The sequence below is a fragment of the Gordonia sp. NPDC003950 genome, from assembly GCF_053605205.1.
On the sequence record NZ_JBSGIT010000012.1, the window covers coordinates 46,441 to 59,007 of the forward strand.

Sequence of the window (12,567 nt, forward strand, 5' to 3'; positions counted from 1 at the left end):
TACGTTCAGCGCGCGGTGTTGCGGCTTTTGTGACCCATCGCCGGGATCAGGGACAGGACAGGCAATCCGATCATCAGGTGCATGATCGCGGTACCGAGGCCGACGGAGAACTGCGCCGACAACACCAGCGGGACCACGACCGCGGCGGCGATGAGCAGACCGACCACCCAGCGATAGAACTGGTCCGGTGACGGCGTGATGATCTGCAGGACATACCAGAGTGCGCCGCCTGCGAGAGCCACCAGGAACCCGACGACCGCGAACCACGCCGGATCCTGGGCCACCGGGTTCCACACGCCGAACTTGCCGGCCGCGTTCACCCGATCGACGATCGCCCGGATGATCCACGCGACCAGCCACGCGGCGAGTCCGGTCACCACACCTGTCATCACCACACCACCGACGAACATGCCCGGCGAAATGTCCGGGCCCACCTTCTTCCGTGGCCGCGCGGGAGCCGGTTGCTGGTATCCGCCCTGGTCGTAGCGGGTCTGGTCGTATGGGGACTGTTCGCCGCCGGAGGTCGGGTGGTACGACGGATCCTGCTGACTGTAGGCGCGCGACTGGGGTGCGTACCCGGGCTCGTACTTCGCGGTGCGGGGATCGCGGGGATCGCGGTAGGTCATGAGTGCTCCTGCGCCGGTGGTCGCTGTGGTCTGCGTCATTCTACCGACTGCGACGGCGGGTCCCGGTGGGTCGACGGGCGCCGGGCCCGAGAACCCGCGCCACGCCTATGCTTGCTGCCATGGCCTACCCGCGGGAAAACCTGGCCCCCGGTGAGCGGATCGTGCTGCATCGACATCCCCACTGGAAGTGCCTGCTGGGACCGTTTCTGTTGTTCATCCTCGCCACGGCCGTCGCCGGGGTTCTGGCCGGTCTCATCGAGGCGTCGTCGTTGGCCTCCACGGGTGCGTTGATCGCCTACCTGGTGGTGGCGGTGCTGTGGGCGGCCGCGGCGATCTGGTTCTTCCTGCGGCCGCTGATCTCTTGGAAGACCACGCATTTCGTGCTGACCGATCGCCGGGTGATCTTCCGCAACGGCGTCCTGACCCGCTCCGGCATCGACATCCCGATCCGACGCATCAACACCGTCGAGTTCCGTCACGGTCCGATCGACCGGATGCTGCGCACCGGCACCCTCGTCATCGAATCGGCGTCGGACGATCCGCTGTCTTTCGACGACATCCCGCAGGTCGAGAAGGTGCACGCGCTGCTCTACCACGAGGTCCTCGACGTGGCCGATCACGCCGCCGACGAAGACTACGACGACGGGGGCGACATGGACGACGACGGAGGCGCCGACGGGGCGGAAGTGCGTGCGCGAGGGGGACGCCGATGACCGACGTACTGCTCGCCGAGGACGACACCGCCATCGCCGAACCGCTGGCCCGGGCGCTGGCCCGGGAAGGCTACGGATGTGAGGTCGTCGGCACCGGCACGGCGGCCCTGCACCGCGTCGACGAGGGATCGTTCGAGTTGCTGATCCTCGATCTCGGGCTGCCGGAGATGGACGGTCTGGAGGTGTGCCGTCAGGTTCGGGTGCGCCGACCGGAACTGGCGGTCCTGATGCTCACCGCCCGCACCGATGAGGTGGACTTCGTCGTCGGTCTCGACGCCGGCGCCGACGACTACGTCGGCAAACCGTTCCGGCTCGCCGAACTACTCGCCCGCGTGCGGGCGCTGCTGCGTCGCCGTCAGACCACCGACGACGTCGTCCTCGAGGGTGGGGACCTGCGTGTGGATGCGCGTGCCCGTCGCGTTACGCTCGACGGCACCGATCTGATCCTGGCCAACCGTGAGTTCGACCTGCTGCGCTTCCTGATGGAGCGGTCCGGGCAGGTCATCGGACGTGACGAGATCCTCACCGAGGTGTGGGGTTCGGCGGATCTGCGGTCGTCGAAGACGCTCGACATGCACATCTCCTGGTTGCGCCGAAAGATCGGCGACGACCGCCGCGATCGCCCACGCCACATCGTCACCGTGCGCGGTGTCGGGTTCCGGTTCGATCCGTAGCGACCCCCGAAAGCCCCGAAATGCGTCGCCGAATTCTGTACACGATGGTCGCCATGTTGCTGGCGGTCGGTGCCGCCCTGGGCATCCCGTTGTCGGTGATCGCGTGGTGGTGGGTTGCCGACAACGCCCATCAGACGCTGGACTCCCGGCTGAAATCCATCTCCGATCAGCTCATCCGCACCGACGACGGCCGGGACGCCACCCTCGATCCCCAGCTGCTCGATTCCCCGGCCCTGCGCTCACTCATCCCCGAGGGCGGGCACCTGAAGCTGACGTACGCGACCGCCGACGGCTCCACCGAGGACCGGACGGTCGGCGCGACCTTCGACGGTCCCGCGCTCTCGGATTCGATCGGGCTCGGCGACGCGGGATCGCTGCTCCTGGAGATCCCCGCCGACGGCGTCCGCAAGGATCAGCTCGCCGCGGTGGGCATCGTCACCATCGTCGTCGCGTCGTCGCTGGCGGCCGGAACACTGGTGGCCGCGGTGACCGCCGGGCGCATCGCCGACCCGGTGATCGATCTCGCCGACCGGGCCGCGGCGATGGCCCGCGGCGACTTCCGGTCGGCGTGGCCGACCTACGGGATCTCCGAACTCGACCGGGTGTCACGCGCCCTCGGCGATGCCAACGCCGAGATCGCGGTGCGACTCGAACGTGAGGGGGAGATCGTCGGTGACGTCTCGCATCAGCTGCGCAGCCGGCTCACCGCGATCCAGCTCCGCCTCGACGAGCTGTCCCTGCACGACGATCCGGCGGTGGTCAGCGAGGCCGAGGCCGGCCTGGACCAGATCGAACGGCTCTCCGCCGAACTCGACGAGATGGTGGCCGCCTCCCGCGACGATCCCGCTGATCCGCAGGCGGTCGACGTGGGTGAATTGGTGACGACGCTGGTCGGCGACTTCCGGGCGGCGTTCGGCGCGGCCGGACGTGAGATCCGGACGGGTTTCGACGGGGCCGGTGCGGCACTGAGCGCCCGTCCCGGACGGTTGCGGGAGGCCATCAGTGTGCTCGTAGACAATGCGCTGCAGCATGGCAGCGGCACCTGTGAGATCGCCGTCGACGACCTCGCCGGTGACATGATCCGCATCTCCGTCACCGATGAGGGTGCCGGTGTTCCCGACGATCTCTCCCAGCTGATCTTCCGTCGGGGATTCTCCGGCGGCAGCGGCAACGGGGTCGGATTGTCACTGGCCCGCGCGCTGGTCGAGGCCGATGGTGGTCGACTGGAGTTGGCGCATCGTCGACCGCCGGTGTTCCGCATCGTGGTGCCCGCGGCGTCGGGCCGACACGGCGGCGATCCGCGCGTGCCGGCCGATCCCGCATCGTCGGGGCCGGACGGCGCCGAACCGGCTCCGGCGTCCCGCTCACCGATCAGGCGTGACCGAGTTCCTCATCGTTGAGTTCGGCGAGGCTGGGGTGCAGATCGGTGGAACCGGCGTCGCCGCCGCGCAGATTCTCCTCGGGGAAGGCGAACTTGCGCAGTGCCCAGAACCGGAATGCCATCTGCAGCACGTTGCCGATGAGGAAGCCGAGGATGAAGTCGACGACGGCCAGCTCCAGCGACCCCAGGTTCGATCGCAGGTCGAAGACGTTGTTCGCCAGCCACAACGGTGCCGCCGCCAGGATCACGCCGACGCCGCTGATGATGAAGAACAACAGCGCCTCGTGCGAGCGTTCCCGGCCGCCGCGATTCTTGAAGGCCCATTCGCGGTTGAGGATGTAACTCAGGATGGTCGCCAGGGTTCCGGAGATGATGCGGGCGACGACCGGTTTGGGACCGAGCACAGTGAACGTCAGCGTGTAGAAGATCGCGAGGTCGAACACGAACGTGGTGCCACCGACGAGAGCGAATTTGATGAGTTCATGGTGCTGCATCATCAGCCGGCGAACCGGTTCGGGTAGACGGACTACCACCTCGTCGATGAAAGGCACAAGACACGAGTGTAGGGCCCCCGTCGATGCCCGCCGCACCACGGTCGGTCATGCGTCCGACATGCCCGTCATGCCACGATGGTTCGCGTGAGCTCATCGAAGGACGATCCGACCCCACCGGCGCCGGTCGCCGACCGCGCCGGCCCGAATCCGTCGGGATCGAGTGTCGGGATGCCGACGGTCACCATGATCGGCGGAGGGCAGTTGGCCCGGATGACCCATCAGGCCGCGATCGCGCTCGGTCAGTGCCTGCGGATTCTGGCCGGCAGCGCCGCGGACCCGGCCGCCCAGGTGAGCGCGAATGTGGTGCTCGGTTCCCATGATGACCTCGGCGATCTGCGCCGCGCCGCCGCCGGGGCCGCGGCGGTGACCTTCGATCACGAAGGGGTCCCACTGGAGCATCTGCAGGCGCTCGAAGCCGATGGGATCTCGGTGTTGCCGCCGTCCAAGGCCCTGCGATTCGCCCAGGACAAGCAGGCGATGCGCGTGCGGCTCTCGCAGCTGGGCCTGCCGGTTCCCGACTTCGCCGACCTGACCGGTGACCCCGATGCGGCACGTGCACTGCTGATCGACTTCGGGGAGCGGCACCGCTGGGCGGTCGTCCTCAAGGCGATCCGCGGGGGATACGACGGTCGTGGCGTGTGGATTCTGGACGACCGCGAGGAGGTGCTGGCGGTGTTCGACGAGCAGGTCGGCGCCGGAGCCGAGCTGATCGTCGAGCAGAAGGTGGCGATGCGCCGGGAATTGTCGGCGATGATCGCCCGATCGCCGTTCGGCCAGGGTGGTGCGTGGCCGGTGGTGGAGACCATTCAGCGCAAGGGTCAATGTGCGGTCGTGCTCGCGCCCGCGCCCGGCCTCGATCCCGACGTCGCCACGGCGGCCCAGCAGATGGCCCTGGGGCTGGCCAATGAGCTCGGCGTCGTCGGCGTGATGGCGATGGAACTGTTCGAGACCGTCGACGGCGGCCTGCTCGTCAACGAGTTGGCGATGCGCCCCCACAACAGCGGTCACTGGACCATGGACGGCGCGGTCACCTCGCAGTTCGAGCAGCATCTGCGCGCGGTGCTCGACTATCCGCTGGGGGCGACGACCCCACGGGCGCCGATCACCGTGATGGCCAACATCCTCGGTGCCGACGACGCACCGACCATGTCGATGGACGAGCGGCTGCACCACCTGATGGCGCGGATGCCCGACGCCAAGGTGCATCTGTACGGCAAGGGGGAGCGGCCCGACCGCAAGATCGGGCATGTCAATATCGTCGGGGTCGGCGACGAGGATCTCGCCTCGGTGCGTGAGCGCGCCGAACGCGCCGCACAGTGGATGTCCACCGCGGTGTGGACCGACGGATGGGAAGGGCACTGATGACCGAGGTGAGCGACACCGACAACCGTGACCAGGTCCCGGCGCGGGCGCGGGTCGGCCTGATCATGGGAAGCGATTCCGATTGGCCGACAATGCAACTCGCCGCCGAGGCGCTCGCCGAGTTCGACGTACCGTTCGAGGTCGGGGTGATCTCGGCGCATCGCACGCCCCAGCGCATGCTCGACTACGCGACCGGTGCCGCGGAGGCCGGGATCGAGGTCATCATCGCCGGTGCCGGTGGTGCCGCTCACCTGCCGGGCATGGTGGCGTCGGCGACGCCACTGCCGGTGATCGGGGTGCCGGTGCCGTTGCGTACTCTCGATGGACTCGACTCGCTGCTGTCGATCGTGCAGATGCCCGCCGGGGTGCCGGTGGCGACCGTGTCGATCGGCGGCGCGCGCAACGCCGGCCTGCTCGCGGTGCGGATCCTGGGCGCGGCGGATCCGGATCTGCGGGCCCGGATGGAGACCTTTCAGCGCAACCTCGAGCAGCTCGTGCTCGACAAGGACACCGCCCTGCGGCAGCAACTGCTCGGCGACTGAGCCGGCGCGTCGCTGGGTTCTGCCCGGTCGGCTACCGCTCGTCGCCGGTGTCGGCGACGAGGGTGCCGTTCAGTACCCATTCGAAGCCGCGGGCGAACAGCCGCGCCCCGCGTGCCACATCCGGCGAATCCGCCGGGATGATCCCGGGTCGGATGAGGCGAAAATGCTTGTCGCGTCGAATGATCGAACATCCCGGAGCGGCCAGGACGTTGCGCACCCAGTCGGTGTCACGGCCGTACGCGAGGACGATGGAGATCCTCTGGCCGTCCACCCAGGCGAGCACCGGGGTCTCATACCGGCGTCCGGATCGGCGGCCGGTGTGGACGACGACCGCCCACGGGGCCAGGTGCGGCGCCCACCGGCGCTGAATCGGATTGGTGACGTGCTTGTTGATCGTGGCCACGATGGCGGGGACCTGCATGCCACCACTGTGCCGCATCGGGTGGCCGTGGGCGGCGTGACCGGGGATTCGGGGTGCTCGCCGAAGCGCGGCGTGGCCTGCGGACTGGGGCGAGACGCGCAGTCACCGTCCGTCGAGAACCACGGTGGCGTGTTCGGTGCGGATACGCGTGGACTGATCGTCGTCGGGGTGTGCCACCCACACCAGTCCGGCGCCGACCACCAGCGGCGCAAGGAAATTGGCGATGACGCCGTCGGCGGTGTGCCATTCGCGGGTGGACAACACCCGCGATCCGGCGGTGATCCCGGCCGCGCGGGCGGCCGCGGCCGCCGACGCGAGCACCGTCTCGGTGTCGCGGTCGTCGAGGGCGGGCCCCCGGTGGACGGGTCCTGCCATGTGATCGCCGTGGATGCGCACCCGGCTGCCGTAGTCGCCTACCCCGGGCGGCAGTCCGGGAATCGGCAGCGCGAACGGATCGAGTGGCGCGACGATCAGTTCGTCGGCGTCGGGATACCGGTCGATGCGGGCGCGATCGGTGAAGACCGCGCGCGGGTCGTCGGCCGCGTCGTCGGACAGGTGCACATGCGCGCCTGCCCACCAGGCGCCGAGCAGGATGCCCGCGGTCTGCCAATGCTCGGGAAGGTCCACCACGATGTCATCCCCGGGGGCCACGCCGATCTCGTCGACGAGAAGGTTGGCGGTCTTGGCCGCCCAGTTTCCCAGTGTCGCCCAACTCAATTCGGTGCGTCCACCGGTGGCGTCATCGTAGAACGTCAACGCGGGACGGCTGTGGTCGGCGATCGAGCCGAAAATCGCGGCGGTGATGGTGGTCGTGTCGGTCATCGGTGCTCTCGGCTCAGTTCACACAGGTCGGGCCGTCGGTACCGGCGGTGATCGCCTTGTTGGTACCGGCTGCGTCGGCGGTGGGGGCGGTGGAGGCGGTGCCGACGTCGGACACCGAGCCCACTCCGCCGTAGGTGTTGGTGAGGTCGGCACGCAGTTCGTGGTCACCGAGTGAGGTGTCGACCTTCACCGGCAGTCCACCGAGGTCCTTGGCGAGCAGTAGGGCGCCGGCGTCGTCGGCGGCCTTCGCATAGACCGCCGAATCACGTTCGTCGGTGGGTGTGCTCGATACCTTTCCGGCCTGATAGCCCTTGCCGGTCAGGATGCCCGACACATTGGCGCCGAGGCCGTCGACGGTGCCGGCATTGTTCACGTCGACGGTGTACTCGCCGCGGCCGGTGTTGCGTGACGGATCGAGCAGGGAGTTGGTGAACGAGCGCACCTTGGCCGGGTCGACGGTGACGACGCTCTGCTGACCGTCGTCGCTCCAGCCGTGATCATCGAGGACGGGGATCGTCGCGAACTTCACGCGACCACCGGAGAGGTCCTTGAGTTGTTCGGCGAAGGTCAGCACATCCCAGTCGTCGTCGATGATCACCGATCGAGAGACCGCGTTCTGCAGTTCGGCGAGCTTGGACGGATCGGCGAGGGTGCCCGCAGACAGGATCTTCTGGGTCAGCGACGCCATGTAGGCCTGCTGCCGGGTGATCCGGTCGAGATCGCCGCGCGGCAGATCGTGACGCTGACGCACGAAGCTCAGTGCCTGCGGTCCGTTGAGGGTCTGACGGCCGGCCCGGAAGCGGGCACCGGAGAAGGGTTCGTTCACCGCGTCCTTGAGGCAGACGTCGACCCCGCCGACCGCCTTGGTGAGCAGCACGAATCCGAGCAGTCCGACCTCGGCGTAGTGGTCGACCTGGACGCCGGTCAGATTGGCGACGGTGTCGATGAGTGCCTTGCGTCCGGCCTGGGTGCCCTCCTTCTCCGCCTGCGCCTCGGGGGTACCGGCCTCGACTGCGCGGCGCCGGACACCCTCACGGGTCGTGCCGTAGGCGGCGTTGATCTTGCTCATCCCGATCCCGGGGACATCGACGTAGGAGTCGCGCGGAATCGAGATGGCGGTCGCCGACGAACCGTCGTTGGGCACCCGGATCAGCAGGATGGTGTCGGTGTTGGTGGCCACGTCGTCACCGGAGCGCAACCAGCGCAGTTCCTCGGCCGAGAGCGGATTGCCCTTCGCGTCGGTGCGGGAGTCGGTGCCGACCAGCAGGATGTCGGTGGCACCGTCGTCGGGACCACCGAGCGCCAGACCGCCGAGGCGGGTGATGTCGGAGTCCAGCGAGTTGATGCTGTTCCAGGCGTACCCGGTGCACAGCAGGACCGTGACCGACAGCAGGGCGATCAGACCGCGGGCGGCCGCGCGGCCACCGCGGAAACCCGAGAGGCGAGCCCACCCGCGCGGCGGCGTGGGGGGCGGTGCGGCGGGTGAGTCGGTGTCGGGGTCGGCGGGCGGGATCTCCGGGTCGATGAGAGCGGTCGGGCGGGTCGGCTCGTCGACGCCGGCGTGGGTAGTGGAGTTCTTGTGCGGCTTGGCCTTTCGGGGCCGGGGAGGTGCCTGATCCGCCCGGTCGGGCCGCGGGTGTGCCGGCTTCTTCCGTGGTCGGGTACCCGCGTCTCGACCGCCCGGACGGGCCTCGGTGGTGGCCGTCGGGTCGTCGCCGGCGGGCCGCGGCGGTCGTCGCTTGCGCGGGCGGGGCGACTCGGGGGTCGCCGTGCGGGTGTGGATCTCACCCGAGGTGCGCTGTCGGGGCCCGCGTTCGGTGTCGGTGGGGGCCGGTCGGCGCCGGCGGCGGGCATCGGGCTCGCCGGGCCGTCGGTCGGGGCGGTCGCCGTCGTGCCGACCGGCCGCCTCGGGCGGACGGGGTCGTCGACGCCGCGCACCGTCCGGACGGTCGGCGGGTTCGGCCCGGTGGGTCGGGTCGGGCCGTCCGGTCGCCTCCGGTGCGGGTCGGCGGGGTGACTCACCGGCGCGGCGTGGGCGGGCGGCCGTCGCGTCTGCCGAGGCCGTCCGCGAGCGTCGGGGACGAGCCGCGTCACCGCGTGGGGCGGCGTCGGGCCGTCGACGGACGTCGTCGGGGCGGGAGTCCACGTGTGGGCGGTCCTTTTCGTTCGCGGTGACCACAGTCGGCATCGGCTGAGACGCATGCGCACTGTCGTTACTCGAGTGTCTGACGGTTCTGGTGTGGTTTGCCTTCGCCGAGACTACTGAAGATGACCGCGAAGTCGACGGTGCAACGCCGATGCGTCGTGAGAGGTGTGACCCCGGGCGAGGTGCGGACCCCAGCGGTGGCCGCCGGTGGCCGCTGCGGGCAGACTGTCCGCGTGCACGATGACGCCGACGCCGCGACACCAATGGGAACGCCGCAGGGAACATCACCGGGCGCGATCTGGATTCTCGGGGCCGCCGGGCAACTCGGTACCGCGTTGCGCACTCGTGCACCCGAGGGTGTCGAGATCCGCACCCTGACCTCGGCCGACATCGACCTGGCCGACCCGGACTCGGTGGCCTCGGTGCTCGCGACGCTGCGGGCCGGCGACGCCGTGCTGAACACGGCCGCCTACACCGCCGTCGATGCGGCCGAATCCGACGCCGACGCGGCGTGGGCGGTCAATGCGGTGGCACCCGGCCTGCTCGCGGACGCCATCGCAGCGGCGAACGCGTGGCTGATCCACGTGTCCACCGACTACGTGTTCGGCGACGCGGTGGCCGGCACCGCCGCACCAGGGGCCGTGCAGCGCCCGATGCGCACCACACCGTACGAACCCGGCGACGACGCGGACTCGCTGCCACCGGCCACCGTCTACGGCGCGAGCAAACTCGCCGGTGAACGCGCCGCCCTGGCCGCCGACCCGACCGCGACGATCGTCCGCACCGCCTGGGTGTACACCGGCGGTCCCGAGAGCCCCGATTTCGTCGGGACGATGCGCCGACTCGAGCGGTCCCGCGACACGATCACCGTCGTCGACGACCAGAAAGGGTCGCCCACCTATGCCGTCGACCTCGCCGACGGGTTGTGGGAACTCGTTGCCGGCGGTCCCCGGCCGCCGGTGGCCGGGAAGATCCTTCATGCCACCAACACCGGTGCGGCCACCTGGTACGACGTCGCGCGGGAGGTGTTCACCCTGGTGGGTGCCGACCCGGACCGGGTGCGGCCCTGCAGCACCGACGACTTCCCGCGCCCGGCGCCCCGGCCCGCGTATTCGGTGCTGTCCGCCCGGGCGTGGGAACGCGCGGGTCTGACACCGCTGCGCGAGTGGTCCGCGGCGGTGAGCGCCGCGGTGAGCTCTACCACAGGTTCCGGGTAACCCGCGCAGCCGGTGTGACGTGCCGCGGCCGCCCGCTACGCTGACCCGGTGACGTCGAAGCTGGCCGTGGTGACCGTGACCTATTGGTCCGGTGATCACCTGCACGCCTTTCTCAAGAGCCTCACCCATGCGACGTCCACGCTGCCGCCGGTGATCATCGCCGACAACGGATCGGGCGACGGGGCACCCGAGGCCGCCGAACGCGAACACGCCAACGTCACCCTGATCCACACCGGCGGCAACATCGGCTACGGCGGGGCGATCAACCGGGCAGTGGCCGCGATCGACGACGACGTCGAGTTCATCGTCATCGCCAACCCCGACGTGGAATGGTCGCCGGGGGCGATCGACGAACTCGTCGCGGCGGCCGCGCGCTGGCCACGGGCGGGTTCGCTCGGGCCGCTGATCCGCGACCCGGATGGCTCGGTCTACCCGTCGGCCCGCCGCGTTCCCGACCTGGTGTCGGGCACCGGACACGCCCTGCTGGGCGGGATCTGGAAGTCCAATCCGTGGACCGCCGCCTACCGGGCCGACGACATCGAACCCGGCGAGCGTCCCGTCGGCTGGCTCTCCGGATCGTGTTTGTTGGTGCGGCGCAACGCTTTTGATGCGATCTCCGGATTCGATGAGCGCTACTTCATGTACATGGAGGACGTCGATCTCGGTGACCGGCTGGGCCGAGCCGGGTGGCTCAACGTCTACGTCCCCGGCGCCGAGGTCGTCCACGCCAAGGGGCACAGCGCCGACAAACGCCCCGAGACGATGCTGCCCGCGCACCATCGCAGCGCCTACCGTTTTCAGGCCGACCGCCACCCCGGCGTGTGGCGTGCGCCGCTCCGCTGGGGGCTGCGTGCGGGCCTGGCCGTCCGATCGGCGCTCGCCGTGCGGGCGGCACGCTCCGACTCCACCCGTGTTCAATCCCGTGCCGACCAACCCCCTGCGGAGAGGAAATCCCCATGACGTATTTCGCGGTCAACAACCCGACGCCGGTGCCGGGTGCGGTACCCGATGTCGACATGTCCGACGTCCAGGCGGTCATCCTGGTGGGCGGCAAGGGCACGCGGTTGCGTCCGTTGACGCTCTCGGCGCCCAAACCGATGCTGCCGGTGGCCGGTCTGCCGTTCCTGACACACATGCTCTCCCGCATCCGGGCCGCCGGTATCCGCGACGTCATCCTGGGGACCTCGTTCAAGGCGGCGACCTTCTCCGAGTACTACGGGGACGGATCGAAACTGGACCTGCAGATCCGCTACGTCACCGAGGAGGAACCGCTCGGTACCGGCGGTGGCATCCGTAACGTCCTCGACGAGCTCACCGCGTCGACCATCGTGGTGTTCAACGGTGATGTCCTCGGCGGCACCGACATCCGCCATGTCGTGGCCACCCATCGTGAGGCGCAGGCCGACGTCACCCTGCATCTGGTGCGGGTGTCCGACCCCCGTGCCTTCGGCTCGGTCCCCACCGACGACACCGGGCGGGTCACGGCGTTCCTGGAGAAGACCCAGGACCCGCCGACCGACCAGATCAACGCCGGAACCTACGTGTTCAGCCGCTCGGTGATCGAGGAGATCCCCGCCGGTCGCGAGGTCTCGGTGGAACGCGAGGTGTTTCCGTCGCTGCTGGCCGAGGGCCGCCACATCCACGCCTACGTCGACAACAGCTACTGGCGTGACATGGGCACCCCGGAGGACTTCGTGCGCGGATCGGCCGACCTCGTCCGCGGCATCGCCCCGTCGCCGGCACTCGGCGATCGTCACGGTGAATCGCTGGTGCACGAGGGGGCCGGCATCGCCCCGGGAGCACTCCTGATCGGCGGGAGCGTCGTGGGCCGCGGGGCGGAGATCGGGCCGCGGGCACGTCTGGACGGCGCGGTGATCTTCGACGGTGCGGTCATCGAAGCCGGCGCGGTCGTCGAACGCAGCATCGTCGGGTTCGGCGCACGGATCGGGCCGCGGGCCCTGGTGCGGGACACGGTGATCGGTGACGGCGCCGACGTCGGCGCCCGCTGTGAACTGCTCCGCGGTGCGCGGGTCTGGCCCGGGGTGCAACTGCCCGACGGTGGGGTCCGCTTCTCGACCGACGTCTGAGCGGTCGGTTTCCCGAGATCCC

At 69.6% G+C, this 12,567-nt stretch carries 13 protein-coding genes; 8 read left to right on the forward strand and 5 right to left on the reverse strand.

The features are described from left to right. Positions 1-5: 5 nt before the first annotated feature. Positions 6-626, reverse strand: coding sequence for a DUF6069 family protein (locus tag ACWETB_RS12465; protein ID WP_452211477.1), 621 nt, complete (start codon positions 624-626; stop codon positions 6-8). Positions 627-745: 119 nt separating this feature from the next. Here ACWETB_RS12465 and ACWETB_RS12470 point away from each other — a divergent pair, with 119 nt between their 5' ends. Genes ACWETB_RS12470 through ACWETB_RS12480 form a run of 3 tightly spaced genes read left to right on the forward strand, consistent with a single transcriptional unit; the run spans position 746 to position 3,413 of the window. Continuing rightward, entirely contained in the window at positions 746-1,339 is a 594-nt protein-coding gene (locus tag ACWETB_RS12470; RefSeq protein ID WP_449744903.1) for a PH domain-containing protein, read from the forward strand. Continuing rightward, positions 1,336-2,013 carry a response regulator transcription factor gene (locus ACWETB_RS12475; RefSeq protein WP_452211403.1) on the forward strand — a complete coding sequence of 226 codons (678 nt, stop codon included), beginning with the start codon at positions 1,336-1,338 and terminating at the stop codon, positions 2,011-2,013. The genes ACWETB_RS12470 and ACWETB_RS12475 overlap by 4 nt, the downstream gene beginning before the upstream one ends. A 20-nt stretch (positions 2,014-2,033) precedes the next feature. Continuing rightward, positions 2,034-3,413: an ATP-binding protein gene (locus tag ACWETB_RS12480; protein WP_449744905.1), complete on the forward strand. Its 1,380-nt coding sequence runs from the start codon at positions 2,034-2,036 to the stop codon at positions 3,411-3,413. Here the strand turns inward: ACWETB_RS12480 and ACWETB_RS12485 are convergent. Then, a complete protein-coding gene (locus ACWETB_RS12485; protein ID WP_449744906.1) occupies positions 3,385-3,945 on the reverse strand; it encodes a GtrA family protein in 561 nt (186 codons plus the stop codon). The genes ACWETB_RS12480 and ACWETB_RS12485 overlap by 29 nt on opposite strands. A gap of 171 nt (positions 3,946-4,116) precedes the next feature. Between ACWETB_RS12485 and ACWETB_RS12490 the strand changes: the two genes are divergently transcribed. Beyond that, positions 4,117-5,310, forward strand: coding sequence for a 5-(carboxyamino)imidazole ribonucleotide synthase (locus tag ACWETB_RS12490; protein WP_452211479.1), 1,194 nt, complete (start codon positions 4,117-4,119; stop codon positions 5,308-5,310). Continuing rightward, positions 5,310-5,852, forward strand: coding sequence for a 5-(carboxyamino)imidazole ribonucleotide mutase (gene purE / locus ACWETB_RS12495; RefSeq protein ID WP_449744907.1), 543 nt, complete (start codon positions 5,310-5,312; stop codon positions 5,850-5,852). Before ACWETB_RS12490 ends, purE begins: the two co-directional genes overlap by 1 nt. 31 nt (positions 5,853-5,883) lie before the next feature. On the opposite strand, the gene ACWETB_RS12500 is transcribed toward purE, so the two are convergent. The 3 genes from ACWETB_RS12500 to ACWETB_RS12510 all read right to left on the reverse strand — a co-directional run bounded on the left by ACWETB_RS12500 (position 5,884) and on the right by ACWETB_RS12510 (position 9,241). Continuing rightward, complete coding sequence (locus tag ACWETB_RS12500) at positions 5,884-6,273, reverse strand: nitroreductase family deazaflavin-dependent oxidoreductase (RefSeq protein ID WP_449744908.1); 390 nt, start codon at positions 6,271-6,273, stop codon at positions 5,884-5,886. Positions 6,274-6,375: 102 nt separating this feature from the next. Continuing rightward, entirely contained in the window at positions 6,376-7,095 is a 720-nt protein-coding gene (locus ACWETB_RS12505) for a TIGR03089 family protein (RefSeq protein ID WP_449744909.1), read from the reverse strand. Positions 7,096-7,108: 13 nt separating this feature from the next. Further along, the gene (locus ACWETB_RS12510) at positions 7,109-9,241 is read right to left on the reverse strand and encodes an LCP family glycopolymer transferase (protein ID WP_452211405.1); all 2,133 of its coding nucleotides are present in this window, start codon (positions 9,239-9,241) and stop codon (positions 7,109-7,111) included. Positions 9,242-9,504: 263 nt separating this feature from the next. Between ACWETB_RS12510 and rfbD the strand changes: the two genes are divergently transcribed. From rfbD to ACWETB_RS12525, 3 genes are read left to right on the forward strand one after another with little or no spacing between them, the layout of a single operon-like run. Continuing rightward, positions 9,505-10,458, forward strand: a complete 954-nt coding sequence (gene rfbD, locus ACWETB_RS12515; RefSeq protein ID WP_452211481.1) for a dTDP-4-dehydrorhamnose reductase — start codon at positions 9,505-9,507, stop codon at positions 10,456-10,458. Positions 10,459-10,506: 48 nt separating this feature from the next. Continuing rightward, positions 10,507-11,418 (forward strand): glycosyltransferase family 2 protein, encoded by a 912-nt coding sequence (locus ACWETB_RS12520; RefSeq protein WP_348808508.1) that lies wholly within the window; start codon positions 10,507-10,509, stop codon positions 11,416-11,418. Positions 11,419-11,474: 56 nt separating this feature from the next. Further along, the gene (locus ACWETB_RS12525) at positions 11,475-12,545 is read left to right on the forward strand and encodes a sugar phosphate nucleotidyltransferase (protein ID WP_449745001.1); all 1,071 of its coding nucleotides are present in this window, start codon (positions 11,475-11,477) and stop codon (positions 12,543-12,545) included. Positions 12,546-12,567: the final 22 nt, after the last annotated feature.

Excerpts from the sequence above, each read along its gene's own strand:
- ACWETB_RS12465 (WP_452211477.1), bottom strand. The coding sequence starts at position 626 with ATGACCTACCGCGATCCCCGCGATCCCCGCACCGCGAAGTACGAGCCC.
- ACWETB_RS12470 (WP_449744903.1), top strand. The coding sequence starts at position 746 with ATGGCCTACCCGCGGGAAAACCTGGCCCCCGGTGAGCGGATCGTGCTG.
- ACWETB_RS12475 (WP_452211403.1), top strand. The coding sequence starts at position 1,336 with ATGACCGACGTACTGCTCGCCGAGGACGACACCGCCATCGCCGAACCG.
- ACWETB_RS12480 (WP_449744905.1), top strand. The coding sequence starts at position 2,034 with ATGCGTCGCCGAATTCTGTACACGATGGTCGCCATGTTGCTGGCGGTC.
- ACWETB_RS12490 (WP_452211479.1), top strand. The coding sequence starts at position 4,117 with ATGCCGACGGTCACCATGATCGGCGGAGGGCAGTTGGCCCGGATGACC.
- purE (WP_449744907.1), top strand. The coding sequence starts at position 5,310 with ATGACCGAGGTGAGCGACACCGACAACCGTGACCAGGTCCCGGCGCGG.
- ACWETB_RS12500 (WP_449744908.1), bottom strand. The coding sequence starts at position 6,273 with ATGCAGGTCCCCGCCATCGTGGCCACGATCAACAAGCACGTCACCAAT.
- ACWETB_RS12505 (WP_449744909.1), bottom strand. The coding sequence starts at position 7,095 with ATGACCGACACGACCACCATCACCGCCGCGATTTTCGGCTCGATCGCC.
- rfbD (WP_452211481.1), top strand. The coding sequence starts at position 9,505 with ATGGGAACGCCGCAGGGAACATCACCGGGCGCGATCTGGATTCTCGGG.
- ACWETB_RS12525 (WP_449745001.1), top strand. The coding sequence starts at position 11,475 with ATGTCCGACGTCCAGGCGGTCATCCTGGTGGGCGGCAAGGGCACGCGG.